This is a genomic window from Nonomuraea marmarensis, assembly GCF_043197025.1.
Taxonomy (GTDB): Bacteria; Actinomycetota; Actinomycetes; order Streptosporangiales; family Streptosporangiaceae; genus Nonomuraea; species Nonomuraea marmarensis.
The window spans coordinates 99,203-125,495 of the sequence record NZ_JBICRM010000022.1 but is presented as its reverse complement, the minus strand read 5'-3'; the positions used below and the strand labels follow the sequence as shown (position 1 = coordinate 125,495).

Annotated in this window: 21 protein-coding genes; 3 read left to right on the top strand and 18 right to left on the bottom strand. The window is 69.7% G+C overall.

Annotated elements, in window-relative coordinates; genetic code table 11:
* Window positions 1-9 precede the first annotated feature (9 nt).
* Window positions 10-1,521 carry a DHA2 family efflux MFS transporter permease subunit gene (locus ACFLIM_RS31335; protein ID WP_393171592.1) on the top strand — a complete coding sequence of 504 codons (1,512 nt, stop codon included), beginning with the start codon at window positions 10-12 and terminating at the stop codon, window positions 1,519-1,521.
* A gap of 83 nt (window positions 1,522-1,604) precedes the next feature.
* A complete protein-coding gene (locus tag ACFLIM_RS31330) occupies window positions 1,605-4,160 on the top strand; it encodes a PEP/pyruvate-binding domain-containing protein (protein ID WP_393171590.1) in 2,556 nt (851 codons plus the stop codon).
* Between the two features lie 7 nt (window positions 4,161-4,167).
* On the opposite strand, the gene ACFLIM_RS31325 is transcribed toward ACFLIM_RS31330, so the two are convergent.
* The 8 genes from ACFLIM_RS31325 to ACFLIM_RS31290 all read right to left on the bottom strand — a co-directional run bounded on the left by ACFLIM_RS31325 (window position 4,168) and on the right by ACFLIM_RS31290 (window position 13,002).
* On the bottom strand, window positions 4,168-5,085 hold the full coding sequence (locus tag ACFLIM_RS31325; RefSeq protein WP_393171588.1) for a serine hydrolase: 918 nt from the start codon (window positions 5,083-5,085) through the stop codon (window positions 4,168-4,170).
* A gap of 143 nt (window positions 5,086-5,228) precedes the next feature.
* Window positions 5,229-6,101: an alpha/beta hydrolase gene (locus ACFLIM_RS31320; RefSeq protein WP_393171586.1), complete on the bottom strand. Its 873-nt coding sequence runs from the start codon at window positions 6,099-6,101 to the stop codon at window positions 5,229-5,231.
* Window positions 6,098-7,492: an NAD(P)/FAD-dependent oxidoreductase gene (locus ACFLIM_RS31315; RefSeq protein ID WP_393171584.1), complete on the bottom strand. Its 1,395-nt coding sequence runs from the start codon at window positions 7,490-7,492 to the stop codon at window positions 6,098-6,100. Before ACFLIM_RS31315 ends, ACFLIM_RS31320 begins: the two co-directional genes overlap by 4 nt.
* A gap of 25 nt (window positions 7,493-7,517) precedes the next feature.
* Window positions 7,518-8,330 carry an ABC transporter permease gene (locus tag ACFLIM_RS31310; RefSeq protein ID WP_393171582.1) on the bottom strand — a complete coding sequence of 271 codons (813 nt, stop codon included), beginning with the start codon at window positions 8,328-8,330 and terminating at the stop codon, window positions 7,518-7,520.
* A 95-nt stretch (window positions 8,331-8,425) separates the two neighbouring features.
* Window positions 8,426-9,277: an ABC transporter permease gene (locus ACFLIM_RS31305; RefSeq protein WP_393171580.1), complete on the bottom strand. Its 852-nt coding sequence runs from the start codon at window positions 9,275-9,277 to the stop codon at window positions 8,426-8,428.
* Window positions 9,278-9,280: 3 nt separating this feature from the next.
* Window positions 9,281-10,486, bottom strand: a complete 1,206-nt coding sequence (locus ACFLIM_RS31300; protein WP_393171578.1) for a polyamine ABC transporter substrate-binding protein — start codon at window positions 10,484-10,486, stop codon at window positions 9,281-9,283.
* Between the two features lie 9 nt (window positions 10,487-10,495).
* Entirely contained in the window at window positions 10,496-11,563 is a 1,068-nt protein-coding gene (locus tag ACFLIM_RS31295) for an ABC transporter ATP-binding protein (protein WP_393171576.1), read from the bottom strand.
* A gap of 5 nt (window positions 11,564-11,568) precedes the next feature.
* Window positions 11,569-13,002, bottom strand: a complete 1,434-nt coding sequence (locus ACFLIM_RS31290; RefSeq protein WP_393171574.1) for a gamma-aminobutyraldehyde dehydrogenase — start codon at window positions 13,000-13,002, stop codon at window positions 11,569-11,571.
* Window positions 13,003-13,200: 198 nt separating this feature from the next.
* On the opposite strand from ACFLIM_RS31290, the gene ACFLIM_RS31285 reads away from it, so the two are divergent.
* Window positions 13,201-13,704 (top strand): Lrp/AsnC family transcriptional regulator, encoded by a 504-nt coding sequence (locus ACFLIM_RS31285; RefSeq protein WP_393171572.1) that lies wholly within the window; start codon window positions 13,201-13,203, stop codon window positions 13,702-13,704.
* Here ACFLIM_RS31285 and ACFLIM_RS31280 read toward each other — a convergent pair.
* From ACFLIM_RS31280 to ACFLIM_RS31235, 10 genes are all read right to left on the bottom strand, one after another.
* Window positions 13,701-14,336, bottom strand: coding sequence for a cyclase family protein (locus ACFLIM_RS31280; RefSeq protein ID WP_393171570.1), 636 nt, complete (start codon window positions 14,334-14,336; stop codon window positions 13,701-13,703). The two genes, ACFLIM_RS31285 and ACFLIM_RS31280, sit on opposite strands and share 4 nt — an antisense overlap.
* Complete coding sequence (locus ACFLIM_RS31275) at window positions 14,336-15,853, bottom strand: purine-cytosine permease family protein (RefSeq protein ID WP_393171568.1); 1,518 nt, start codon at window positions 15,851-15,853, stop codon at window positions 14,336-14,338. The genes ACFLIM_RS31280 and ACFLIM_RS31275 overlap by 1 nt, the downstream gene beginning before the upstream one ends.
* Before the next feature lie 138 nt (window positions 15,854-15,991).
* Window positions 15,992-18,730 carry a glycoside hydrolase family 38 N-terminal domain-containing protein gene (locus tag ACFLIM_RS31270; protein ID WP_393171566.1) on the bottom strand — a complete coding sequence of 913 codons (2,739 nt, stop codon included), beginning with the start codon at window positions 18,728-18,730 and terminating at the stop codon, window positions 15,992-15,994.
* Window positions 18,727-19,806, bottom strand: a complete 1,080-nt coding sequence (locus ACFLIM_RS31265; RefSeq protein WP_393171564.1) for a Gfo/Idh/MocA family protein — start codon at window positions 19,804-19,806, stop codon at window positions 18,727-18,729. The genes ACFLIM_RS31270 and ACFLIM_RS31265 overlap by 4 nt, the downstream gene beginning before the upstream one ends.
* Window positions 19,803-20,699, bottom strand: a complete 897-nt coding sequence (locus ACFLIM_RS31260) for a TIM barrel protein (RefSeq protein ID WP_393171562.1) — start codon at window positions 20,697-20,699, stop codon at window positions 19,803-19,805. Before ACFLIM_RS31260 ends, ACFLIM_RS31265 begins: the two co-directional genes overlap by 4 nt.
* Window positions 20,690-21,868, bottom strand: coding sequence for a CehA/McbA family metallohydrolase (locus ACFLIM_RS31255; protein WP_393171560.1), 1,179 nt, complete (start codon window positions 21,866-21,868; stop codon window positions 20,690-20,692). Before ACFLIM_RS31255 ends, ACFLIM_RS31260 begins: the two co-directional genes overlap by 10 nt.
* Window positions 21,865-22,929, bottom strand: coding sequence for an ABC transporter ATP-binding protein (locus tag ACFLIM_RS31250; protein ID WP_393171558.1), 1,065 nt, complete (start codon window positions 22,927-22,929; stop codon window positions 21,865-21,867). Before ACFLIM_RS31250 ends, ACFLIM_RS31255 begins: the two co-directional genes overlap by 4 nt.
* The gene (locus ACFLIM_RS31245) at window positions 22,930-23,748 is read right to left on the bottom strand and encodes a carbohydrate ABC transporter permease (RefSeq protein WP_393171556.1); all 819 of its coding nucleotides are present in this window, start codon (window positions 23,746-23,748) and stop codon (window positions 22,930-22,932) included. It abuts the gene before it with no gap.
* Window positions 23,745-24,683, bottom strand: coding sequence for a carbohydrate ABC transporter permease (locus tag ACFLIM_RS31240; RefSeq protein ID WP_393171554.1), 939 nt, complete (start codon window positions 24,681-24,683; stop codon window positions 23,745-23,747). Before ACFLIM_RS31240 ends, ACFLIM_RS31245 begins: the two co-directional genes overlap by 4 nt.
* Window positions 24,658-26,046, bottom strand: a complete 1,389-nt coding sequence (locus ACFLIM_RS31235) for an extracellular solute-binding protein (protein WP_393171552.1) — start codon at window positions 26,044-26,046, stop codon at window positions 24,658-24,660. Before ACFLIM_RS31235 ends, ACFLIM_RS31240 begins: the two co-directional genes overlap by 26 nt.
* Window positions 26,047-26,293 lie beyond the last annotated feature (247 nt).

The window sequence follows — 26,293 nt, the reverse complement described above, 5'->3', positions numbered from 1 at the left end:
GTGGTCGGCATGAAGAACAAATGGTCCTGCCTGGCCATCGCCTGCCTGGCGACCCTCCTGCTCTCGCTCGACCTCACGGTCCTGCACCTGGCCCTGCCCAGGCTGGTGACCGACCTCGGCGCGAGCTCCACGCAGCTGCTCTGGATCGGCGACATGTACGGCTTCGCGCTGGCCGGCCTGCTCGTCACCATGGGCAACCTCGGCGACCGCATCGGCCGCAAGCGCCTGCTGCTGATCGGCGCGGCCGCGTTCGGCGCCGCCTCGGTGGTCACCGCGTACGCGCCGAACGCCGAGCTCCTGATCGCCGCCAGGGCGCTGCTCGGCGTGGCCGGCGCCACGATCATGCCGTCCACCCTGTCGATCATCCGCAACATGTTCACCGACCCCGGCGAGCGCACCGCGGCCATCGGCATCTGGAGCGGGATGAGCGCCGCGGGATTCGCCGTGGGCCCGATCGTCGGCGGCCTGCTGCTGGACCACTTCTGGTGGGGCTCGGTCTTCCTGATCAACGTGCCGATCATGGTGCTGGTGCTGGTGGGCGGGGCGCTGGTGCTGCCCGAGTCGCGCAACCCGCACGCGGGCCGGCTCGACCTCATCAGCGTCGCCCTGTCCTTCACCGGTGTCGTGACCGCCATCTACGCCGTCAAGGAGGCCGCGCACAAGGGGCTCGAACATGCCGACGTGCTGGTGACGGGCGTGGCCGGGGTGCTGCTGCTGGGGCTGTTCGTCTGGCGGCAGACGCGGCTGGCCGAGCCGCTGATCGACGTGCGGCTGTTCGGGCGCAGGGCCTTCAGCGCCTCCATCGTCACGAACATGCTGGCGATCTTCGCGATGTCCGCCATGATGCTGATGTTCGCCTGGTACCTGCAGCTCGTGCTCGGCTGGTCGCCGCTCCAGGCGGGCCTGGCCCAGCTCCCCGGCGGGCTGAGCGGCGCGGTGGGCGGGATCCTGGCCGCCAGGCTCATCCAGCACCTCGGCAGGAACGGCGTGGTCGCGCTGGGCCTGGCCATGAACGCGGGCACGTTCCTGTACTACAGCACGCTCGGGACCGAGCTGAACTACCTCATGCTGCTGCCCATCATGATCATCGGTGGCATGGGCGTCGGGTTCGCCTTCACGGTCAACAACGACAACGTGCTGGCCACCGCGCCCGTCCAGCGGGCCGGTGCCGCGGCCGCGGTGTCGGAGACGGCGTTCGAGCTGGGCGGGGCGCTCGGGATCGCGATCCTGGGCACCGTGCTGAACAGCGCCTACCGGGCCAACCTGGTGCTGCCCGCCGGGGTGCCGGGCGGGGCCGCGCGGGAGTCGATCGCCGGCGCGGTGAGCACGGCCGCGGCCCTGCCTCCGGACCAGGCCGAGCAGCTGGTACGGGCGGCGCAGACGGCGTTCGTCGAGGGCGTGCACCTCACCTCGCTCGTCACGGCCGGCCTGCTGGCGGTGGTGGCCCTGCTCGCCCTGGTGGGGCTGCGCGGCGTGCCGAAGGTCATCCCGGACGAGGTCCTGGCCCGCGCCCACTCCTGAGCCCGCCTGTAACGGCTTGACTTAATTCACTTCTCGTTGACTTCAACGCCGTTGAGATTTACCGTCGTGTTCAGGAGGCGGTCATGGAAATGATCCGGAAATTTGCTGATATCGACGGTTCGATGCTCGCGAAGGTCGGCGGCAAGGCGGCCAACCTCGGCGTCCTCACCAGGGCCGGGTTACCGGTCCCGCCAGGGTTCTGCGTGACAACGGAGGCGTACCGCAGGATCACCGCTGACCTCGGCGACGTGACAGACGCCGCCCTGGCCCGCAAGCACATCATCGATACTCCGATCCCCGAGGACATCGCCCGCGCCGTGGTGTCCGCCCTGCCCGAGGGCCCCGTCGCGGTCCGCTCGTCGGCCACCGCCGAGGACCTGCCGTACGCGAGCTTCGCCGGCCAGCAGGACACCTACCTCAACGTGGTCGGCGCGGAGGCGGTGCTCGACGCCGTACGCCGCTGCTGGGCCTCGCTCTGGACCGACCGGGCGGTGGCCTACCGCGACTCGAACGGCATCGACCACGGCTCCGTCCGGCTCGCCGTCGTCGTACAGGAGATGGTGCAGTCGGCGACGGCGGGCGTGCTGTTCACCGCGAACCCGGTCACCGGCCGCCGCAGGCAGGCCGTCATCGACGCCGCTCCCGGGCTCGGCGAGTCCGTGGTGTCGGGCGCGGTCAACCCCGACCACTTCACCGTGGACCCGGACACGGGCAAGATCCTCGAAAGGCGGCTCGGTGACAAGCTGCTGGCCGTGCGCTCGCTCCCGGGCGGCGGCGTCGAGCACGTCACCGGCGGCACCAACGAGCCCTGCCTGACGGACGCCCAGCTCCGCGAGCTGGGCGCGCTCGGCGCGAGGGTGGAGGCCCTGTACGGCGCGCCGCAGGACACCGAGTGGGCCTACGACGAGTCGGGCAGGCTCTGGCTCACCCAGGCCAGGCCGATCACGACCCTGTTCCCGCTGCCGGGAGAGCAGCATGACGGGCTGCGGGTCTACTTCTGCTTCAGCGTGGCCCAAGGCGTCTTCAGGCCGTTCACACCGATGGGGATGGCGGCGACCCGGGCGCTGTCCTCGGGCGTGTCGGACCTGTTCGGCTTCCCGGTCGCCGCGCCGCTGGCCGGCGCGCCGGCGTTCGCGGAGGCGGGTGGACGGCTGTTCGTCGACGTCACGGGCGTGTTGCGGAGCCGGGTCGGGCGGGCGATCGTGCCGAGGGTGTTCGACCTCATGGAGGCCAGGTCGGCGCGGATCCTGCGCGGGCTGTTCGACGACCCGCGGCTGAGCGTCACCAATCCGTCCAGGCGCCCGTTCGTGCGCCGCCTGGCCCGGATCATGACTCGCTACGGGGTCCCGATCACGCTGCTCCGCGCGCTGGCCGACCCGGTCGCCGCCGAGCGCCGCGTACGCGTGCAGGCCGACCGGCACCTCGCCAAGCTGACGCCGCCACCCGGCGCGACGGTGGCCGAGCGCATCGACCACGTGGCGACAACGCTGGTCAAGCACACGGTACCGATCGCGCCGCAGGTCATGCCGGTGGCCGCGGCCGCACTGCCCATGCTGCTGCTCGCCTCGCGACTGCTGAAGGGCCGGGCGACTCCCGAAGAACTGCAGGTCGTGCTGCGCGGCGCACCCCGCAACGTGACCACGGAGATGGACCTGGCGCTGTGGACGCTGGCGCAACGGCTGCGGCGCGACCCCGAGGTCGCGGCGCGCCTGCTCAGCGCGCCTCCGGAGGTGCTGGCCCGCGAGCCGCTGCCGGCCGGGGTGCGGGAGTTCCTGGACCTGTACGGCCACCGCGCCGTGGCCGAGATCGACCTCGGGCTGCCGCGCTGGTCGGAGGATCCCACGCACGTCATCGGCATGATCGCCAACTACCTGCGCCTGGAGGACCCGAAACTGGCTCCCGACGCGCTCTTCGCCAAGGGCGCCGCCGAGGCCGAGAACATGGTCGAGGAGCTGGCCGGACGGGCCGGCGGGCTGCGGGGCAGGCTGGTGCGCTTCGCCCTGGGCCGCGCCAGGGAGTTGGTCGGGGTGCGGGAGCTGCCGAAGTTCCTGATCGTACGGATCTTCGCCGCCCTGCGGGCGCAACTGCTGGACGTGGGCCGGGACCTGGCGGCGCAAGGACTGCTGGCCGCGCCCGAGGACGTCTTCTTCGTGACGCTGGCGGAGGCGAAGTCGGGCCGGGACCTGCGCGACCTGGTCGCCGCCCGGCGCGAGCGCCACGAGCGGGAGTTGCGGCGCAGGCACGTGCCGCGGGTCCTGCTCTCCGACGGAACGGAACCGGAGGCAGTGGCGTCCGCAGACGTGGCCGAGGGCGCGCTGACCGGCTCACCCGCGTCGCCGGGGCAGGTCACGGGCGTGGCCAGAGTGGTGCTGGACCCGGTCGGGGCGCACCTGGAGCCGGGCGAGATCCTGGTCTGCCCGTCCACCGATCCCGGATGGACACCGTTGTTCCTGACGGCGAGCGGGCTGGTCATGGAAATGGGCGGGCCGAACTCGCACGGAGCGGTCGTGGCCCGCGAGTACGGCATCCCGGCCGTGGTCGGCGTCCCCCACGCCACGGACCGCATCCGTACCGGCCAGACGATCATCGTGAACGGCACCGCGGGCACCGTGAACGAATCAGCCGAGGCAGCGGCCTAGCGGCCATTCAGGCGAAGGGGTTCCGCGGGCAGGACCGGGGGGTCGTCGGGGACAAGTCGTCGAGGCGGGTGCCGATCATCCGGGCCACCCCCTCGATGGTCTCGATCCCGGTCCCCTCCGCCGGCTGCTGATCCGTCTGCACCGACAGCAGCAGATCCCGCCCAGGCCCGACCACCCGCCCGTAACTGGTCACAGCCCACGAGTTGTGTTCGAACGGCCGCGGCGTCCACCCGTTCTTCAACGCCGCCCGATCCCCGGGCCGGGCAGCCGCGCTGACGCCCCAGGCCTGGTCGCTCTGCACCTGCCCCATCAGCCCCAGCACCAGCCGCCGATCACCGGCGGAAAGCCCCTTACCCCCCTTGATCAGCACCTTCAGCAGGCGGATGCGGTCGGCGGGGCTGGTTTTGGTGCCGCCCCAGTAGATGCCGGGACCCGGCGTGGTCTCCCGAAGTCCCACATCGCGGTAGAACTCGCTCATCGCCCCGCCCCCGCCGACCCGCGACCACATCGCGTCCGCCGCCTTGTTGTCGCTCTCCCTGATCATGCGCTCGGCCAGCTCCCGCTCCTCCTCGTCCAGCCCACCGGAACGCTGGTGCAGCAACGCGGAAACGATGTCCACCTTGGCGCCACTGGCGGTGATCATGTCGTGTTCATGATCCCCCTGGCCGAACCTCACCCCGGTGACCAGATCCAGCACGCCGTACACGACCCGCCCTGAGCGCGTGCGCACGTACTGGGATAGGTCGCGGTCAAGCCGGATCCGCGCCGCACGCCCGCCGCGCTTGTTCGGAAATTTCAGGAAACAGCGTGCCACCTTGACCGGAGCCTTCACCGCGGCAGGCACCACCGGCGCCCGCCCGGTCCCGCACCCCACCACGAGCACCAGAGCCGGACCGGCCACCCAGGAAGCCCACTCAGCACGCACCCGCCAACCCCCGTGATCTCATCGGGGGTCGTACGGATCCTGCCCCGCCCACCGGCCGGCCCCATCACACCCGGCCCATTCGTGGTCAGACCTTCAGCACGACCTTGCCGACCGATCCGCCGCGGACAAGAGCCACCGGTCGCTCAGAGATGCTCGCGCAGGAAGTCGGCGGTCGCGTCGACGGCCTGGGTGACGTACGGCTCGCGGTCGTAGAGGTCGATGTGCTGCTTGGCGTCCACCCAGACCAGCTTCTTCGGCTGGTCGAGCCGCCGGAACACCTCCTCGGCCCCCTCCGGCGAGCAGAACCTGTCGACGACCCCGTGCACGATCAGCGCCGGCTTCGGCGACAGGAAGTCCGCCCCCATCATGTTGTCCATGGTGATCAGCTCGCGCACGCCGGCCCTGGTCACCGAGTTCGACCAGTGCGGCGAGGCGCCCCGCGAGGTGCCGTAGTACGCGTACGGCTCGTCGCCCGGCATGGCGGCCTCCCCCTGCTCCGCCACGACCGGTACGTACTCGACGGGCCCGCCGAGATCCTGCCGCTCCAGCACCTCGGCGAAGCCGCCCAGCGCGGCCTGGTAGTCCATCCCCGACCGCATCGAGTAGGGGTTGTTGTACGCCCCGGCGATCCCCGCAAATATCCGCACACGAGGGTCAAAAGCAGCAAATTTCAGGGCATATCCGCCGCCGAGGCACACCCCAACCGCCCCGATCCGCTCCGAGTCCACCTCGGACCTAGACCGCAGGAACGACACCGCCGCCCGCAGATCACGCAACTTGCCCTGCGGATCCTCCTCGAACCGCGGCTCCCCGCCCGACTCGCCCCAGTTCCGATGGTCGAAGGCCAGGGTGGCGTACCCCCGCTCGGCCAGCCGCTCCGCGTAAAGCCCGGTGACCTGGTCGCGCACCCCGGTGAAGGGTCCGGTGAACACCAGCCCCGGCCACGGCCCCGCCCCGGACGGCACCCGCAGGTCTCCGGCCAGCGTGAGGCCGTCCACCACGAACTCGACTCTCATGAGTCGAACCCCAGCCCCATCCTGTCGAGCGTGCGCAGCCACAGATTGCGCCTGCCCTGGTTCTGGTCGGCCTGGGCGATCGACCACCGCGTGACCTGGATCACCCCGGAGCGCACCGGCTCAGGCGGGAACGGGATCGGCTTCTCCTTCACCATCCGCAGCTCGGTCCGCTCGGTACGCTCGCCCGACAGCAGATCGAGCATCACATTGGCCCCGAAGCGGGTGGCCCCGACGCCCATGCCGGTGTAGCCGACGGCGTAGACCAGCCGCCCGCCGTGCGCCCGCCCGTAGAAGGCGCTGAACCGGCTGCAGGTGTCGATCACGCCGCCCCATCTGTGGGTGAACCGCACCTCGGCGAGCTGCGGGAACGTGTCGTAGAAGTGCTCCGCGAGCTTGACGAACGTCTCGTCGCGCTGCTCGTACTCCGGCTTGACGAGGCCGCCGTTGTAGTAGACGGCGTCGTAGCCGCCCCACAGGATGCGGTTGTCGTCGGTCAGCCGGTAGTAGTGGAACTGGTTGCCCGAGTCGCCGACGCCCTGCCTGTTGCGCCAGCCCACCTCGGCGAGCTGGGCGTCGGTGAGCGGCTCGGTCATCAGCGCGTAGTCGTACACCGGGACCACAAAGTGCTTGAGCCGCCGCAGCAGCGGCGGGAACACCCCGGTGCCCAGCGCCACGCGGGGCGCGGTGACGGCCCCGTGCGGGGTGCGCAGGGTGATCATCGTGCCGTCGTCGTGCAGCGACCGGACCGGGCTGCGCTCGTGCACCCGCACCCCGAGCCGCAGGCAGGCCTCGCGCAGCCCCCACGCCAGCCGCGCCGGGTCGAGCATGGCGCAACCGTCGCGCTGCCAGAGGCCGCCCAGGTAGGTCGGCGAGTTCACCTCGGCCCGCACCTGCTCCTGGTCGAGTGGCCGGTAGTCGAGCCCCAGCTCGGAGATCAGGTCCAGATGCTCGCGGAGCCCGTCGAGCTGCCACGGCTCGGTGGCCACGTGCAGCTCTCCCGTGCGCTCGAACGAGCAGTCCACGCCGTAGCGCTCCAGGGTGCGCTCGATCTCGTCGAGGTTGTCCACGCCCACGCGTTCCAGCCGGCCGAGCTCGTCCGGCCACCGCTCCAGCCCGTTGGCCAGGCCGTGGGTGAGGGTCGCCATGCAGAACCCGCCGTTGCGGCCGGTGGCCGCCCAGCCGATCCTGCGGCCTTCGAGCAGGACCACGTCCAGCGAAGGGTCGCGTTCCTTGGCCATCAGGGCGGTCCAGAGCCCCGAGAAGCCCCCGCCGACGACGACCAGGTCGGCGCTCGTGTTCCCGCCGAGCCGCGGTCGCGGCTCGGGTCTGGCCGGACTGTCCAGCCAGTACGGCTTGCGCTCCGCGTCAGCCAGCGCCTTCAGCGGATCCACAAATCCCACTTCCCTACGAATGGTGTCAAGTACGACGCCGGGCCGCGACCGCATTGGCGATCGCAATCAGGACCCCGACCCCGAAGATCAGCGTACCCATGACGTTGACCTGCGGCGGGATGCCGGTCTTCACCGCGCCGACGATCCACAAGGGGAACGTGACGGTCGAGCCGTTGACGAAACTGGTGACCACGTAGTCGTCGATGGACAACGCGAAGGACAACATCGCGCCCGCCAGCACACCCGGCATGATCGACGGCAGCGTCACCTGCCTGAACGTCCCCCAGGCGGAGGCCCCCAGGTCCCGGGCCGCCTCCTCCAGCGCCGGGTCCAGCGTGACGACCCGCGCCCGCACCGTCACCACCACGAAGGACAACGAGAACAACACGTGCGAGACGATGATCGTGTTGGCGTCACGCGGCACGCTGCCGGAGACGAAGAGCGACAGCAACGACGCGCCCATGACCAGCTCGGGCGTGGAGATCGCGGCGAAGACCAGGAAGTTCGTGACCCCCTTGCCGCGGAAGCGGTGCCGCCCGATCGCCAGCCCCAGCATGGTGCCGATCACGACCGTGATGACGGTGCTGACCACCGCGATCACCAGCGAGTTGCGCAACGCCACGGTCAGGTCGGAGATGTCGAACAGCTCCGTGTACCACCGGGTGGTGAACCCCTGCCAGGAGGTGTTCGACTTGCTCTTCTTGTCGTTGAACCCGAACAGGATCATCACGGCGATCGGCGACGACAGCCAGACGATGATCACCCACGTGTAGATGTGCAGCAGCCGATCCCCGACCCTGATCCCCCTCGCGCTGACTGGTCGCTCACCACTCCTCATTCGCTTCGCGGACCCGCTCGTTCCTCGCGCGTCCACTCCGCTTCGCGACGCCCTCTGTCCGATTGCTCGCTCCGCTCGCGGGGCGTCGGGTTCGCTCATCGGGCAGCCGCCTCAAGAACGTTCTCCGTCCCCAGCGCCCTGGCGTAGACGAAGATGCCGACCAGCAGCACCGCCATCAGCGTGAACGACAGGGCGGAGGCGGTCGGGTAGTCGAGGTTCGTCAGGTACTCGGTCTGGATGATGTTGCCGATCATCGTGTTGGCCGTGCCGCCGAGGATCTGCGCGTTGATCGGATCGGCCGTGGCCGGCACGAACGTCATCAGCACCCCGGCGAACACCCCCGGCAGCGACAGCGGCAACACCACCCGGCGGAAGGCCGCCACCCGCGTCGCGTACAGGTCCTGCGCCGCCTCCACCACCCGCGGGTCCACCCGCTCCAGCGCCACGTAGATCGGCAGGATCATGAACGGCAGGAAGTTGTACGTCAGCCCGCCCACCACGGCGAACGTCGTGGCCAGCACGTGAAAGTCGTCGGGCAGCAGCCCCCAGCCCTTCAGCGTGCCGAACAGGATGCCGTTGTCCGACAGCAGGAAGTTCCACGAGATCGTACGCAGCACGAACGACACGAAGAACGGCAGCAGCAGCAGGAACAGGTACACGGACTTGCGGCTGCCGCCCTTGAAGGCGATCCAGTACGCCACCGGGTACCCGATCACCAGCATGGCCACCGTCGCGAGCCCGCCGTAGAGCAGCGAGCGCAGCAGCTGGGTGCTGTACCGGCTCAGCGCGTCGCTGTAGTTGGAGAAGCTGAACGTCATGGCGAAGCCGTCGATCGCGTTCCCGGTCTGCAGCGACACCGACGCCATCGCGACCATCGGCACGACCAGGAAGATCGCCAGCCACATCCAGCTCGGCAGCGCCAGCAGGTAAGGGGTGAGCCGCCTCATCCGCTAGGCCTGGGTGATGGACTGGAAGATCGGGTTGAACACCTGCTCCTGCTGGGTGGTCAGCTTCGTGTAGCTGCGCAGCTTGGCGTAGTCGGCCTCGGTCGGGAACATGAGCGAGCTGTCCGCCATGTCCTCGAGCGCCTTCTTGTCCTCGCCCTTGGCCGTCTTGGCCTTCTCCCTGAGCAGGTCCTGTACGGCCGGGATCGGCGTGACGTACTGGATGAACTCGTCCAGCTCGGCGGCCACGGCCGGCTGGTAGAGGTAGTCCATCAGCATGAGCGCGTCCACCGGGTTGGCGGCGCCCTTGGGGATGAGCATGTTGTCGGTCCAGATCGTGCCGCCCTCCTCGGGCACCACGAACTTGACGGGCTCGCCGGCGAGCTGCCGCTGGAAGACGTCGCCCGACCAGGCCATGCTCAGCCAGACGTCGCCCTTGGACACGGCATCGATATAGCTCTGGTCATAATATTTCCGGACAATTCCGGCCTCGCGCTGCGCCTTGAGCTTGTCCCCGGCCTTCTTCCAGTCGGCCTCGGTCGACTTCTCCGGGTCGATGCCCAGCGCGAACATGCCGAAGTTGCCGATCTCCTGGGCGTCGGCCATCATGCCGACCCGCCCCTTGTACTTGGCATCGAACAACGACTCGATGCTGGTGATGTCGTCCTTGACGTAGTCGGTGTTGTACGCGATCCCGGTCACCCCGGAGGTGTACGGAACCGTGTACTTGTTGCCCGGGTCGTAGGCGCGTTCCTTGTACTTCTGACCCGCGTTGGCCTGGAAGTTCGGCAGCTGCGCGTGGTCGAGCGGCGTCGCGTAGCCCAGCTCGATCATGTGCTGGAGCTGGACGCCGTTGGTCATGACCACAATGTCGTAGCCCAGCGACTGCCCGGCGCGCAGCACGGGGTCGGCCTTGCCGAAGAACTCGGCGTTCTCCTGGATGACCTCTTTGTACTCGTACGAGATGCCCGTGTCCTTCTTGAACTTCTCCAGGGGGGCCTTGTCCTCGGGCATGTACTCGGGCCAGTTGGCGAAGACGACCTTGCCGTGCTTGGTCTGCTTGGACCAGAAGTCCTTGACGGCGTCGGCCTTCGGCGGCGCGGCCTTCTGCCCCTGCACGCCACAGGCGGCCAGGGCGAGCCCGGCGGCCGAGAAACCGGTGACCCGGAAGAAATCACGACGGGTGCGAGGGAGGTTCAGACGGGGGTTCATGAGGTGCTATCAACTTCCAATCACATACGAGTGCTGCGCCTGCCAGGACAGCCACACGGAGTCGCCCCGCTCCGCCGTGGCCGTCGCGTCATGCGCGTTCTGCTGGAACACGGTGACCTCGGCCCCGTCAGCGAGGCTCACGGCGTAGCTGTTGTAGGTGCCCAGGTAGACCACCTCGGCGACGGTGCCGCGCACGGCGCTCAGGCCCGCGCCCGGCTCGTCCGTGCCGATGGTGATCTTCTCGGGCCGCACGGTCACGGACACGTCGCCGTCGTACCCGGGCACCAGCACCCGGCCGCCGCCGATCTTCAGCTCGCCGCCGGTCGCGGCGCCGGCGAGCAGGTTGGAGGTGCCGATGAAGCCGGCCACGAACGCGGTCGCGGGCCGTTCATAGATCTCGCGCGGCCCGGCGAGCTGCTCGACCAGGCCGTCGTTCATGACCGCGATCCGGTCGCTCATGGTCAGCGCCTCGTTCTGGTCGTGCGTCACGTACACGAACGTGATGCCGACCTCGCGCTGGATGCGCTTGAGCTCGATCTGCATGGCCTGGCGCAGCTTGAGGTCGAGCGCGCCGAGCGGCTCGTCGAGCAGCAGCGCCCGCGGCCGGTTGACCAGGGCCCTGGCCAGCGCCACGCGCTGCTGCTGGCCGCCGGACATCTCGCGCGGCCGGCGCTTCTCCCTGCCGGTGAGATCGACGATCTCCAGCATCTCGCCGACCCGCCGCCTGATCTCCTCCTGCGGCGTCTTGCGCTGCTTCAGCCCGAAGGCCACGTTGTCCCAGACGCTCATGTGCGGGAAGAGCGCGTAGGACTGGAAGACCATGTTGATGTCGCGCTTGTTCGGCGGGACGTTCGTGACGTCCTTGCCGTGCAACCTCACCAGGCCCTTCGTGCACGCCTCGAAGCCGGCGATCATCCGCATGGTGGTGGTCTTGCCGCAGCCGGACGGGCCGAGAAGGGAGAAGAACTCCCCCTCGGCGATGTCCAGCGTCACGCCCTTGACCGCCTGGACGACCTCGCCGTGCGAGAGGTACTCCTTGACGACGTCCTCTAGCTCAATGGCCGATGTTCCGGGCATCTGGGCTATTCACCGATGTAGTGCATGACGTGCTTGACCCTGGTGTAGTCATGCAGGCCGAAGACGGACAGGTCCTTGCCGTACCCGGAGTGCTTGAAGCCGCCGTGCGGCATCTCCGAGACGAACGGGATGTGCGTGTTGACCCAGACCACGCCGAAGTCGAGCCGGTTCGACATGCGCATCGCGCGGCCGTGGTCGGAGGTCCAGACCGAGCCGCTCAGGCCGTATCTGACGTCGTTGGCCTTGGCCAGGGCGTCGGCCTCGTCGGTGAACGTCTGGACGGTGATCACGGGCCCGAAGACCTCGTTCTGCACCATCTCGTCGTCCTGCCTGAGCCCGTCCACGATCGTCGGGGCGAAGAAGTACCCCTTGTCGCCGACGCGCTGGCCGCCGGTGAGGATCTTGGCGTGGGCGGGGGCCCGCTCGATGAAGCCCTGGACCCTGGCGAGCTGGTTCTCGTTGTTGAGCGGCCCGTAGAGGGCGTCCTCGTCGGCCAGGTCGCCGGTCACGGTGCCCGCGGCGGCCTCGGTCAGCGCGGCCACGAACTCGTCGTGCACGCTCTCGTGCACCAGCACCCGGCAGGCGGCGGTGCAGTCCTGGCCGGCGTTGTAGAGGCCGGCCACGGCGATGTCCTCGGCCGCCTTGCGCAGGTCCTTGACGTCCTCGAACACCACGACCGGCGCCTTGCCGCCGAGCTCCAGGTGCACCCGCTTGAGGTCGTCGGCGGCGGTCTTGGCGACCGACATGCCCGCGCCGACCGAGCCGGTGATCGCGACCATGGCGGCCGTGGGGTGGCTCACCACGAGGGCGCCGGTCTCGCGGTCGCCGGTGACGACGTTGAAGACGCCCGCAGGGAGCACCTCACCGAGGATCTCGGCGAGCTTGAGCGTGGAGGCCGGGGTGGTGTCGGACGGCTTGAGCACGACCGTGTTGCCGGCCGCCAGCGCGGGGGCGATCTTCCAGACCGCCATCATCATCGGATAGTTCCAGGGCGTGACCTGGCCGATCACGCCGATCGGCTCGTGCCGGATGACGCTGGTGTGCTCGGCCAGGAACTCGCCTGCCGTGGGGCCTTCGAGCGTGCGCGCCGCCCCCGCGAAGAAGCGGAAGTGGTCGGCGGCGACCGGGGTCTCGTCCTCGGCCATGCGGGCCCGCGGCTTGCCGGTGTTCAGGCACTCGGCCTCGTTGATCTCATCGGCTCGCGCGTCGATCGCGTCGGCGACCTTGAGCAGCAGGTTGGCCCGCTCAGCCGGGGTGGATCTGCCCCACGACTCGAACGCGGCGGCCGCGGCGGCGAAGGCGGTGTCGACGTCCTCGGGTCCCGACAGGGGGGCCTGCAGGTAGGCCTCTCCCGTGCACGGGTCGATGATGTCGGAGAATCGACCGCTCTTGGCGTCCACGAACTCACCGTTGATGAAGTTCTGTAGACGGATGGTCATGCGACCTCCTCGTGAGGTGGCTGAGATGCCGCGACTCTTACAGAGCGTATGCAGCTGGACAAGGGATTTCGTGGTGAAGATATCAAATTGCTACGAATTCGCTTGACAGACCGCCAAGAACTGACAACATGTCGCACCAGGACGGCAACCCAGCGGGAACGCCCCCGTAACGCCTGACCGCTAGGAGGATTGCTCTCGATGACGACGCCGCCGCGCGTACGCCGCACCAACTCCAACTCTGGCTCCAACTCTGGGCCGGTGGTGCTCGACGACCTGTCCAAGCAGATCATCGAGCAGCTGCAGGGCGACGGGCGCATGCCGTACGCGGCGATCGGGAAAGCGGTGGGCCTGTCGGAGGCCGCGGTGCGCCAGCGTGTGCAGCGGCTGCAGGACGCGGGCGTCATGCAGATCGTCGCGGTTACCGATCCTCTCACGCTCGGCTTCCCCCGGCAGGCCATGATCGGCGTCAACTGCGAGGGCGACCTGGAGTCGGTGGCCGACGAGCTGGCGGCCATCGAGGAGATCGACTACGTGGTGCTCACAGCGGGCTCCTTCGACGTGATCGTTGAGGTGGTCTGCGAGGGTGACGCGCACCTGCTGGAGATCCTCAGCAAGATCCGCGCCATTCCGGCCGTACGGGCCACGGAGTCGTTCGTGTACCTGAAGCTGCGTAAGCAGACGTACTCCTGGGGCACCCGCTAGCCCACCCTCGCAACGGCCCGGACCGGCGCTCCGTCGGCGCCCGCGAGCCTGATCGGCAGCATGAACACCTCGATCGGCCGGCCGCGCGCCGCCAGCAGCCGATCGAGGCCGGTCAGGTTCTCGGCGATGACGGCGTGCGCGCCGCACAGGACCCGGTGCGCCGGGAAGTCGTCGGCAGGCGTCGGATCCACGCTCAGCGCGTCGATCCCGACTGTACGGATCCCGCGCTCGACGAGCAGAGCCGCGGCCTCCTCGGTCAGGAACGGGTGCGCCTGATAGGCATCGGTCCCCCAGTGCGCTGACCAGCCGGTGGCGACGAGCACGATAGCGGGTGCATCGACCTCCTGAAAGCGGCCAGGCCCGATCGGCGAGCGCGGCGCCAGCCCCCGGGCGTCCACCACGACGGCGGGCCCGCTGAAGCGCTCCAGCGGCAACTCGTCCAGCGTGGGCAGTGAGTCGTCGATGTGGAAGGGGGCGTCCACGTGGGTGCCCGAGTGGGAGCCCAGGTGCAGCCCCAGCACATTGACGCCGTCCCGCGCCACGGTGAGCGCCGGGCCGGCCGAGACCTCCGGATCACCCGGATAGACGGGCATCCCGGTCTCGATCGGTACCGAAAGATCTACGAACTCCATCACGTGACCGGCTCGGCGGCGGCGTCGACGATGGGCAGGATCGGGGTGTCGGCCGAGCGGACCAGGCGCGGCCCCTCGGGGCCGTACACCTCGCGCGGCTCGGGGAAGGCGGCCAGCAGCGCCAGGTAGAGCAGCGCCGCGACGGCCAGCCCGAGCGGGAGCGAGATGTCCACCCCGCCCGCCAGGTCGCCGAGCGGCCCGACGAACTGCCCGGGCAGGTTCACGAACATCAACGCCAGCCCGGCCGAGACCAGCCAGGCGGCCAGCCCGCGATGGTTCCAGCCGTGCGTGAACCAGTAGCGGCCGCCGCGCTGGCGCCGGTTGAAGACCTGCAGCGCCTCCGGGTCGTACCAGCCCCTGCGGGTCACGTAACCGAGCATCATGATCACCATCCAGGGCGCCGTGCACGTGATGATCAGTGTGGCGAACGTGGAGATGCTCTGGGTGAGGTTCGCGGCGAACCGGCCGGCGAAGATGAACACGATCGACAGCGTGCCGATGAACACCGTGGCCTGCACGCGGGAGAAGCGGGGGAAGACGCTGGAGAAGTCGAGGCCGGTGCCGTAGAGGGAGGTCGTGCCGGTGGACATGCCGCCGATCAGGGCGATCAGGCAGACGGGCACGAAGTACCAGCCGGGCGAGACGGCCAGCAGGCCGCCGACGTAGTTGGGCGCGGCCGGGTCCACGAACTCAGCGGCCTTGGTCGCGATGATCGAGGCGGTGGCCAGGCCGAAGAAGAACGGCAGGATGGTGGCGAGCTGCGACAGGAACGCGGCGGCCATCACCCGCGAGCGCGGGGTGCTCGCCGGGATGTAGCGGGACCAGTCGCCCAGGAAGGCGCCGAACGAGACCGGGTTCGACAACACGATCAGGGCCGCGCCGATGAACGACGGCCAGAACAGCGGGTCGCCGGCCGCGAGCGCGCCGGGGTAGGAGGGGTCGAAGTCGCCGGCGAAGGCGAACGCGCCCAGCACGAACAACAACGACGCCGCCGCTACCGCGATCTTGTTGACGAACAACATGAAGCGGAAGCCGTACACGCAGACCACGAGCACGAGGATCGCGAAGATCGCGTACGCGATCCCGTACGAGAGGTCCGTGTCCGGCAGCCCGGCCAGCCGGTGCGCGCCGCCCACCAGCGCGTCGCCCGACGACCACACCGAGATCGAGAAGAACGCGATCGCGGTCAGCAGCGACAGGAACGAGCCGACGATCCGGCCGTGCACGCCCAGGTGGGCGGAGGAGGAGACGGCGTTGTTGGTGCCGTTGAGCGGCCCGAACAACGCCAGCGGCGCCAGGATCAGCGCACCGACCACCAGACCGAGCACGGTGGCGGCCAGGCCCTGCCAGAACGACAGGCCGAACAGGATGGGGAAGGCCCCGAGCACGCAGGTGGCGAAGGTGTTGGCACCGCCGAACGCCACCCTGAACAGATCGAGCGGGCGCGCCGTGCGCTCGGCGTCGGGGATGCGCTCGACGCCGAAGGTCTCGATCTCGGTGATGCTGTCACTGCTCATGACGTCTCCCGCATCGCCGGCCTGTTGTTCATGCGGTCAGTGTTCGCCATGCGGCTGACCTGCGACAACTGTAGCCTTCACGAAGTCTGACGGTGCGTGTTGTGGCTGACCACAACACGCACTCCGAGAGAGCCGGGGCTATCCGGACAACTGGATCGTGGCGATCTCCCAGGCCTTCAGCGGCAGCCGGACCACCCCGTCTGACACCGGCACCTCGTCCCCTGGGCGCCCGCGCAGGTCGGCGTGCCTGGCCTGCGTGAACGCCCCTTCGATCACGGCCTCCGTGTCGCGCGGGGTGAGCGCGACCACCCGCAGCTCCTGCCGGTCGTCCCGCATCCTGAGCGAGGTCATCACCACCCCGTCACCCGTCACCGACAGCCCGTGGCCGGGCTGGGGCAGCGTGAGCAGGTCGCGACCGCCCTGCCCGGGAACCACCAGCAGGTCGTGCCGGAACGTCTCCGCGTGCGGGACCACCGTCTCCCACGACCCCTGGTACGGCATCAGCGCCAGGCTCACCGAGCGCACCCCGCGAGACTGCGCCGCGGGAGTCGCCAGCTGCGGACCCGCGGGCTCGGGGCGCAGGGCGTTGCGGTTGCGGGACAGGTAGCCGACCGAGCGCAGCAACGTCAGGGCCAGCTCCCCGCCCCCGTCCACCAGCTCGTACTCCGTCACGTGCTCCAGCAGTGCCGCGACGCCCCCGGCCGCCACCCACGAGGAGGCGGGGAAGGTGGGCAGCGGGGTCTCGCCGCAACCGCCCTCGGAGCTCAGCCCGCGGGTGACGACCGCGAACTGGCCCTCGGCGTGCGACTGCGACGCCTCGGCCGGCAGCGGCACGTGCAGCCGCACCCGGTGGTCGGCGCAGCGGTTGTCGAACTCGACGTTCAGCCGCACGTACGGCTCGCCCGCCCGCAGCTCGACCCGGGTGGTCACGACGACCTCCTCGGTCCTGGGCGTGCGCGCGGCGGCGGGGATCTCCGGCGAGCCCTCGATCCCGTCGCCGGCGACCGGCCACCGGTACGTACGCCGCACGTCCACCGCCGCCACCAGCGGACCCGAGCAGACCCGCTCGAACTCGACCGACTCCGGCTCGGACACGAGCCGGTCGTCGGCGGGCGGCGCGTAGTTGTAGGTGTCGCCCACGTCGCCGCCGTCCACGATGCGGCCCGCTCCCGTGACGGTCGTGCCGTCCTCGCCGACCAGCGTCAGCGTGCCGTCCTGGGCGATCGTGACCCGCAGCAGCCCGTTGTCCAGCACCTCGTCGTCACCCTGCACCGGCTGGGGGCCCGATTCCCAGTTGCGCCAGCAGGCCGGGTCGTGACCGGTGACGGCGCGGACGGCGCTCGCGCGGTCATAGACCTTGTCGTACGGCTGGGGCCGGACGCTCGTGTGGCCCAGCGGCGGCACCTCGACCAGGGCCGCGACCGTGCGCCTCGGCTCGGCGAGGATGCGGACGCGGGTCACCCCGTCCAGCGCCTCCCGCAGCTCCGCCGTGTCGAAGACCACCGACGTCTCATGGGCGACCGTGAACGTCAGCGTCCCGTCCTCGACCGACCAGCCCGTGATGTGCTGCCCGTACAGCTCGGTCCCGTGCACGAAGGTCAGCGCCGTCGCGGGATCCATCTCCTCGTCGAGCAGCAGCGTGGCCGCGTACTCCAGCGGCTGCGTGGGCACCGGCGAGCGTGAGGGGTCGGCCAGCGGGTCCGTCCCGGCCACGTCCACGATCACGACGCCGCGCCGGGCCGCGGGCGTCGGGTTGACGACCAGCACCCCGTCAGACGGTACGGTCGCCGCCAGCCGGGTCGTCACCATGTCGCGCACGGCCTGGCCGAGCTGCTCGGCCTCGGCGATGCGGGCGGCCACCTGCTGGGCGGTGTCGTCCACGCCGCAGCCGGTCACCGAGTCGTGCCCGCTGGCGTCCACCAGCCGCCACCACGCCATGTCCAGGAACCGCGCGGGCCACTCGCCGCCCCAGAGGGTGGACAGGGGTTCGGCGTAACGTTCGACCATCCGCTCGGCGCGGCCCATGGCCTGCTTGACGTGGGCGCGGATCGAGATGACGCCGGGCAGGATGTTGGCCCTGGCGTGGGAGCGCAACTCGCCGGAGACGCGCGGCAGGCCGTCCACATCGGGCGGATATTTCGCGATATATCCGGACAAGGTGTCCATGCGGGCGCCGATCTCCGACACCATCTCCGGCAGCCCACGCACGGGCGCGGAGTGGTCGGTGCCGTACATCGCCAGCAGCGGCCCGTCGCCCGCGTGCCACTCCCGCATGGTCGCCACGAACCCGGCCGCCCGCTCGGCCAGCCCCGCGGAGTCGTAGAACAGGTAGGCCCCGTTGCCGTAGCCACCGGCGGGCAGGTACTGGGTGCGCAGCGCCGTCCCGTCGGGCGCGACCCAGGCGAAGGCGTCGGTGGTCACCGAGGACGGCACCCCGCGGTAGACGCAGGCGTGCAGCAGCCCGGCCTTGCGCAGGATCTGCGGCATCTGCGCCGTGTGCCCGAACATATCCGGCAGGTACCCCACCGGCATCGCCCCGCCGAGCTTGTCCGCCCGGTCCATGCCGAGTTCGAGGTTGCGGACGATGTTCTCGCCCGAGCACAGGAACTCGTCGAGCAGGATCTGCCACGGCCCCACCGCCAGCCGCCCCGACTCGACCAGCGCGGCGATGCGATCGCGGTTCTCCGGCCGCACCTCCAGGTAGTCGTCCACGCAGGCGAGCTGCCCGTCGAGGGTGAAGTGGTAGCCGGGCTCGCGTTCCATCGTGTCGAGCACCTCGTCGAGCAGCGCCACCAGGCGCAGCCGGAAACGCTGGAACGGTTCGTACCACTCCCTGTCCCAGTGCGTGTGCGGTACGACGACGATCTCCGTGCTCACGCTGCCTCCCCTCCAATGGGCAGATCATGCTGTACGGCGTAGCGGGCCGCGATCCGCTGGGCCGTCACGATGTCCTCGAGCCCGCCGCCCGCGTCGGTGAGCGGCGGCTTGCCATCGTTCACGAAAGCATGGAAGGCGGCCAGCTGTACCTCGAACGCCTCAGTCACATCGCGCCATTCTGCGCGGCTCTCACCGGCGGACACGACGGTGAGGGTGGTGGGGGCGTTCATCAGGTAGGGCGAGGGGAAGACCAGTTCGAGCGAGCCCTTGTCATGGTGGATGACCACGGTCTCGCGGTAGGCGGGGTAGTCCTCCAGGTAGTGCCAGCGGATCGTGAACCTGCCCTGGACCGGCAGCGGCCCGGAGATCTCGATGGACCCGGGCGCGGAGCCCCAGGTCTCAACGTACGAAATTTCCGTAGGCGACCCGGTAAAGCGCCTCAAGAGCGACAAGTCGTGACATATCGAGCCCAACGACACCCCGTACAGATTCCGCACCGCCTCCGGCGCCGATTCCCCCAGCGCCTGGGACACGAGCGCGGTCTCGGCGGAACGCAACGACGCGAGCAGCCCGGGATCCACGTCCCGCGCCTGCGTCAGGTTCGCGAACGCCAGCTGCGACTCCCCGCTCGGATGCAGCACGGTCACCTCGACCGACCTGATGATCTCGGGGCCGCCCAGCTCGGCCAGCAGTTCCTCGGCCCTGCGCACGGCCGGGTCGTACTGCTTCATGTAGCCGACCATCAGCCGCCCCTCGGGCAGCGCCGCCACCTCGGCCCTGGTCAGGGCGAGCGGCTTCTCGCAGAGCACGGCGTACCCGGCGGCGAGCGCCCGGCGCACGGTCTCGCCGTGCGAGCCGGAGGCCAGCACGAGCACGGCGTCGAAGCCGCCCGCGGCCAGCATCTCCGCCACCACGGTGTAGCGCCCGGCCGCACCCAGCCGGTCGGCCACGGCGTCGGCGAGCGTGCGCGACAGGTCGCAGACGGCGGCCACCTCGAACAGGTCGCGGCGCCTCGACAGCAGCGGCACGTACACCGCCTGCGTGACGGCGCCGCACCCGACAAGAGCGATCTTCACAATCCCAGTTCCTTCAGTTTCTGGAGGTTGGCGGCCTGGTCGGCGATGTTCTGGGCGACGGTGCGGCGGCCCGGCAGGGTGTCCTGCTCGATGATGACCCAGCCCGCGTAGTCGATCTCGCCGAGCGTGCGCACCACCGCGGGCAGGTCCAGCTCGCCCTCGCCGAGCGGGGCGAACCCGCCCCGGCCCATCAGCTCACGCAGGTCGACGCCGTCGGCCAGGGCCTGGGCCAGGATCTTGGTGTCGCCGTCCTTGATGTGCACGTGCCCGACCCGGCCCGACCACTCGCGCAGCGCCGTCACGGGGTCTCCGCCGGCCAGCAGCAGGTGGCCCGTGTCGAGGCAGAGCTGCACGTCGGTCAGCTCCAGCAGCCGCTCCACCTCCTGGGGGGTCTCGACGTAGGTGCCCAGGTGGTGGTGGAAGGCGGGCTCGAAGCCGCGGGCGCGGCACCGGTCGGCCGCCTCCTGCACGCGGGCGGCGTAACCGGGCCATTCGGACGCCGACAGCCCTGGAGCGGTCCCACCCGGGCGGGCGAACCGCTCGGGCGATCCGGAGCAGGCCAGCGTGGGCCGTGGCCCGAACCCCTCGGGCGCCGGAGGCGCGGCGGCGAACACGTCGAGCGCGGCCTCCAGTGCGGGCAGTCCGGCCTCGTACGCCCCCGCGTCGCCGTAGCGCAGGTCCACCCAGCCGCCCGCGAGCAGCAACCCGTTCCCGGCCAACCGGTCGGCCAGCTCGGATCCGGTGCCCAGGTAACCGATCGGCCCGGAGTCGATGCCCTCGTAACCGGCCTCGGACAGCGCGCGGACCATCTCGTCGGGGCCCAGCGGCGGCGGCGCGTCGCTCAGCTCGAAAACACCGAAGCTCACGGGCGCGTTGGCGACCTTCACCCGCATAGAGCGATCACCTCATTCTCATACGTTTCCAAACGGTGCCGCCCTTCGGCGGCCCGCAGCAGCACGCGCTCGCCGCGCACGACCTGCCGGGCGCCGTCGGGGCGGACCAGCACCAGTCCGTCGGCGTCCAGCGCCAGCAGTTCGTCCCCCAGCCTGAGCAGCAGCGGCGCGTCGATACCCGCCGAAACGGCGGTGCGCCCCGCGCGTACACCGTCCAGCACCGTGCTCGTGTCCTCGGCCAGCACCCAGGTCGTCGGCGCGCCGGGCAGGCCGTCATTGCCGTGGCGGTGGAAGTCGCTGCCGCCGATCGCGATCACGTCGTCGCGCCAGGCGTCGGCCCAGGCCAGCGGCGCACCCCAGCGGCGGTCCCACCAGCCGGAGTGCCAGACCTCGGCGATCCTGGGCCTGCGCTCGACCGGCTGCAGCCAGGCGCAGTCGCCGCCGAGCGGGTGGTTGATTGAGATCAGGCCGCCTGCGCGCTCGGCGTGCTCGACCCACGAGTCGACCGGTCGTCTGAAGTCCACCCAGCCGACGTCGCCGAACACGTTCGCGTGGCCCCGGTCGGTGGTGACCTCCTGGCCGGGGATGAGCGTGATGTCGCGGTCGATCTTGCCCAGCCAGGGGTGGTGGCTGACGGTGTTGTGGTCGGTGACGGTAAGGAAGTCGAGCCCGCGCCCGTGGGCCAGCTCGGCCAGCTCGGCGATGGTCAGGCTGCCGTCGCTGTGCAGGGTGTGGGCGTGGAAGTCCCCGGCGAACCACCGCAGGCCGTCGATGTCGGGAATGTCCCGCCGGGGCGGGCGCTCCCCGTGCGGCGGCTCCTCAGCCACCGGCTCTGCCGGGGCGACGGCCGAGGTGGAGATGTCCAGCGTGAAGTCGAGCCCCTGCGGCGGGATCCGGTGCAGCCGCAACCACACGTGCCAGGTCCCGGCCTCGGGCGCGCCGGGCAGGTAGCCGGGGGTCGCCCAGTCGCCGGTGACCGTGTACTCGTCCCGCGCGCCCCCCGACCAGCCACGGAAGCCATCCGGGGAGCCGCAGCCGAGGTCGAGCACCCCTTGCGACCTGTCGTACCCCAGCCGCACGGTCACGGCGGCCGTGCCCGCGGGCACCTCGAACGGCACCTCGCGCAGGATCAGCTCCAGCCGGTCGTCCAGGCTCCAGTGCCCTCTCACACCAGCTCCCCGTCGCGGTAGGCCAGGGCCCGGTCGCGCCGGGGCACCGCGTAGCCGTCGTCGCCGACCGCGGGCTCGGTGCCCTCGGGCACGACGGCCTGCACGTTCACGTCGTTGACGTCGAGGGTCACCAGGTGGGAGGCACCCAGGTTCTCCACGATGGCCACCTTCCCGCCCAGCGCGCCCTCCGCGGGCTCGGCCGAGTAGGCCATGTACTCGGGCCGCACGCCGTACACGATCTTCTCTCCGTCGGACAGCAGGCCCTCGGCCGAGGCCGGGACCGCCACCTTGCACCCTGCCACCTCCAGCGTGTCACCTCGTACGGCGCCGTCCAGCAGGTTCATGGGGGTCGAGCCGATGAATCCGGCCACGAACGTGTTGGCGGGCCGCTGGAACACCTCGGCCGGGGTGCCGATCTGCCGGATGTGCCCGGACTCCATGACGGCCATCCGGTCGGCCATGGCCAGCGCCTCCGCCTGGTCGTGGGTCACGAAGACGGTGGTGACGCCCAGCTCGCGCTGGAGCTTCTTCAGGAACGTACGCGCTTCGAGCCGCAACCTGGCGTCCAGGTTGGACAACGGCTCGTCGAACAGGAACGCCTGTGCCTGCGTGGCCATCACCCTGGCCAGCGCCACCCGCTGCTGCTGCCCGCCGGAGAGCTGGCCGGGACGCCGGTCCATGAGGTGTTCGAGCCCGAGCCGCGCCCCCACCTCGGCGGCCTTGTCGCGGCGCGCGGCCTTGGCGACCTTCTTGATCCGCAGCGGGTAGGAGATGTTGTCGGTGACGTCCATGTGCGGGAAGAGCGCGTAGTCTTGGAAGACCATCGCAACGTCCCGCGCGCCCGGCTGCACCCCCGTCACGTCGCGCTCGCCGATGACCACGGCACCGCCGGTGGCGGTCTCCAGGCCGGCGATCGTGCGCAGCAGCGTGGTCTTACCGCAGCCCGAGGGGCCGAGCAGGGCGAAGAACTCGCCGTCGGGGACGACCAGGTCGAGCGAGTCGAGCGCTTTCACGCCCCCCGGATAGACCTTGGTCAGCCCGCGTAGTTCGATTGCGGCCATTTAACGCTTGATCCCTCCGTGGAAGCGGAAGCCATACTTTTTGCTGACGAACAAGTACATGAGCACCACGGGAACCGAGTACAGCAGGCCGAACGTGGACAACATGCTGAGGTTGGCCTGACCGCCCTCGGTGTACAGCGTGTACGTGATCACCGCCGCCGGCTGCTTCTCCACATCGCTCAGCAACAGGTACGGCATCAAGAAATTTCCCCACACGTTGGCCACGGCCCAGACCCCGATGGTCGCCAGCCCAGGCCGTACGAGCGGGACCACCACGTGCCGCACGATCTGCAACGGCGTGGCCCCGAACACCCGCGCCGACTCCTCATAGGACTTGGGCGTGGAGTCCATGAAGTCCTTGAGCATGAAGATCGCCGCCGGCAGCAACCCGCCGGTCAGGATCAGGATCAGCCCGAGCTGCGAGTCGATCAGGTTGAGCTCGACCGCGAGCTGGAACAGCGGCACCATGGCCGCCGTCCCCGTGATGATCGACGACAGCAGCAACAACGTGTACAGCAGCGCGTCCCGCCCCGGCAGCCGCACCCGGCTCAGCGCGTACGCCGCCAGCGCCGCCAGGACCACCACCAGCAGGGCCGTGCCCACCGACAACACCACCGAATTCCACAACGACGGCAGCGCGTACGGATGCTCCAGGACCGCCCGGAAGTTGTCCCAGGTGAAGTCGGGCACCGACACCTCGTAGCTGGGGTCCGACGTGAACGGCGCCGTCACCAGCCAGAGCAGCGGGATCGTGAAGAAGGCCAGCAGCACCGCGACCAGCGTGTAGAAGCCGATCCGGCCCAGGACGAAACGCGTCATTTCTTGCTCCGGAGCAGCCGCAGGTAGAACACCGCCACGACCAGGTTGATCAGCAGGATGATCGTGGAGACAGCGGCGCCGTAGCCCAGCTCGCCGCCCTGCAGCGCGACCTTGTACACGTGCACGGCCAGCACCTCGGACTTGCTCTCCGGGCCGCCCGCGGTGAGCAGGAAGGGGGTGAAGTCGTTGAACGTCCACAGGCTGATCAGCAGCAGGTTCGTCAGGATGTGCCCTCTGATGTGCGGGAACACCACGTCCCTGAGCTGCTGCCAGCCGGAGGCGCCGGCCAGGCGGGCGCTCTCCAGGTGCGAAGGTGGCACGTTGCCGAGCGCGGCGCCGTACAACATCATCGAGAACGCGGTGCCGCGCCAGGTGTTGAACACGATGATCGACAACATGGGGTGGTCGAGCAGCCAGGCGAAGCCTGGCGTGCCGAGCAGCGCGTTCAGCGTGCCGCCGTCGCGGTCGAGCAGCGCCACCCACAGGAACGACACGATCGCGCTCGGCAGGATCCAGGCCAGGATGACCAGGCCCTCGACCAGCCGCTTGAGCGGACCGCGGCGGTCGCGCAGCAGCCACGCGATGGTAAAGCCGAGCCCGACCTGCCCGATCACCGCCGAGCCGAGCACGAACTGCACGGTCAGCCAGGTGGAGCTCCAGAACGCGGGGTTGGACACCGCGTCGAGGAGGTTGTCCAGCCCGACGAACTGCGGCTCGGCCGCGGCGGTCCCGGTCAGGCGGTAGTTGGTGAGCCCGAGATAGAGCACCCAGAGCGCGGGGAAGACGAGGAAGACCGCGATGAGCAGCATGGCGGGGGCCATGAAGACCCCGGCTCGCACCCTGCCCAGGCCCGCCGCGTCCGAACTGTAGCGGCGGGCCGAAGCGTCTTCCTCGCGGACCCCAGGAGGCTCAGGAGGCGATATTGCCTGCGCCACCGACGATTCCCTCAAGCTTCTTCTGGTAGTCGGCCGCCGCCTGGTCGGGCGCCGTGCCGCCCACGACCGCGGCGGTGGCCTCCTGCAGCGCCGCCGACACCTGCGGATAGGCGGCGACCGGCGGCCGGTAGGCCGTCAGCGGCAGCACCTTCTCCGAGATGAACGTCAGCAGCGGCTCACCGGCGAGGATCTCCTTGTTGACGTCGGTACGCGGCGTGATGCGTACGTTGCCGTCCTTGGTCTCCTCCTTCAGCGCCTCCGGCGAGAGCGTGAAGGCCGCCAGCTCGAAGGCCTCCTTCGGGTGCTTGCTGTTGGGGTTCACCGTACGCAGGGCGCCGCCGGACATGCTGACGAAGTCCTGGCCGCGCAGGCCCTTGCCGGGCTCCATGGCGGGGATCAGGGCGTAGCCGACCGTCTGGTCGCGGTCGGCCATCTTGGCCACGCCGTCCTTGGGGTTGACGACGCCGCGCCAGAAGTAGTCGCCCTCCATCAGGATGCCGATCTTGCCCTCGGCGAACTGCTGGAACGACTTGTCGCGACCCTTGGCCTCCTGCTGGAGCTTGGGGTCGCCGAGCCCGCCGCCGTAGATCTTCTGGTAGAGGCCGAGGGCGTCCTTCAGCGGCTGGGACGCGCCGGTCCACTTGCCGTCCTTCTGCACCTCGCCGCCCGCGCCCGCGAGCAGCGGCAACACGCCCTGCATCGAGGTGGCCTCACCCATCGCGGTGCCGGCGTTGATCTGGATCGGCACGGGCACGCCCGAGGACTTCAGCTTGGTCCCGGCGTCCAGGACCTCCTGCCAGCTCTTCGGCTGCCAGTCGGACGGAAGCCCGGCCTTCTGGAAGAGCGTCTTGTTGAAGTAGAGCACCCGGCCGTCGGTGCCGACCGGCAGGGCGTACTTCTTGCCGTTGAACTGGGTCATGCCCTGCACGGCCTCGGGGATCTGCGCCCAGCCGTCCCAGCTGTCGGCCTCGGCCCCGACCAGCTCCGGCAGCGGCTTGATGTAACCCGCCTCGGCGAACTCGCCGGCCCAGATGCCGTCGATGTCGATCACGTCCGCGCCCTTGCCTGACTTGAGGTCGAGGGAGAGCTTGGTCTTGTACTGCTCGTCGTCGACGCCGCTGGGGACGAACTTGACCGTGACGTCCTTCCCCTTCGCCTTCTGGGCCGCCTCGAACTTGGGGATCACCCAGTTGGCGATGAAGTCCGCGGCGGCCGCGTTCTTTCCGCCCGCGATGGCGTTCTGGGCGATCGTCAACTCGATGGCGTCACCACTCCCGCCGGACGACTGGCCGCAGGCGGCCAGCCCCAGCCCGGTCGCTGCGAGGACCGCGACCACACCCATCGACCGTTTCCGCAATGCCATGCAAACCCTCCGACATGTCCTTAAAGGGAGGAAGCCATGCGCCAATATGTCATGACATGCATATGACGTAAAGGCCTGGCCATATTTCGAGGATGTGCCCGCATGCTGCGTCTTTGCTCGGACAAGAGCCATTCAACTGACCGAGACTATGCGATGGCCGTCACCGAAGTTTCGGAAGGGGCACGTCAGGTAACATAGCGGACATCCGAATGTCATGACAATATGCCATAGTGTCGAACCTAAGATC

Coding starts and splice junctions, on each gene's coding strand:
- ACFLIM_RS31335 (WP_393171592.1), top strand. CDS start 10: ATGAAGAACAAATGGTCCTGCCTGGCCATCGCCTGCCTGGCGACCCTC.
- ACFLIM_RS31330 (WP_393171590.1), top strand. CDS start 1,605: ATGGAAATGATCCGGAAATTTGCTGATATCGACGGTTCGATGCTCGCG.
- ACFLIM_RS31320 (WP_393171586.1), bottom strand. CDS start 6,101: ATGAGAGTCGAGTTCGTGGTGGACGGCCTCACGCTGGCCGGAGACCTG.
- ACFLIM_RS31310 (WP_393171582.1), bottom strand. CDS start 8,330: ATGAGGAGTGGTGAGCGACCAGTCAGCGCGAGGGGGATCAGGGTCGGG.
- ACFLIM_RS31305 (WP_393171580.1), bottom strand. CDS start 9,277: ATGAGGCGGCTCACCCCTTACCTGCTGGCGCTGCCGAGCTGGATGTGG.
- ACFLIM_RS31300 (WP_393171578.1), bottom strand. CDS start 10,486: ATGAACCCCCGTCTGAACCTCCCTCGCACCCGTCGTGATTTCTTCCGG.
- ACFLIM_RS31295 (WP_393171576.1), bottom strand. CDS start 11,563: ATGCCCGGAACATCGGCCATTGAGCTAGAGGACGTCGTCAAGGAGTAC.
- ACFLIM_RS31290 (WP_393171574.1), bottom strand. CDS start 13,002: ATGACCATCCGTCTACAGAACTTCATCAACGGTGAGTTCGTGGACGCC.
- ACFLIM_RS31285 (WP_393171572.1), top strand. CDS start 13,201: ATGACGACGCCGCCGCGCGTACGCCGCACCAACTCCAACTCTGGCTCC.
- ACFLIM_RS31280 (WP_393171570.1), bottom strand. CDS start 14,336: ATGGAGTTCGTAGATCTTTCGGTACCGATCGAGACCGGGATGCCCGTC.
- ACFLIM_RS31275 (WP_393171568.1), bottom strand. CDS start 15,853: ATGAGCAGTGACAGCATCACCGAGATCGAGACCTTCGGCGTCGAGCGC.
- ACFLIM_RS31260 (WP_393171562.1), bottom strand. CDS start 20,699: ATGCGGGTGAAGGTCGCCAACGCGCCCGTGAGCTTCGGTGTTTTCGAG.
- ACFLIM_RS31250 (WP_393171558.1), bottom strand. CDS start 22,929: ATGGCCGCAATCGAACTACGCGGGCTGACCAAGGTCTATCCGGGGGGC.
- ACFLIM_RS31245 (WP_393171556.1), bottom strand. CDS start 23,748: ATGACGCGTTTCGTCCTGGGCCGGATCGGCTTCTACACGCTGGTCGCG.
- ACFLIM_RS31235 (WP_393171552.1), bottom strand. CDS start 26,046: ATGGCATTGCGGAAACGGTCGATGGGTGTGGTCGCGGTCCTCGCAGCG.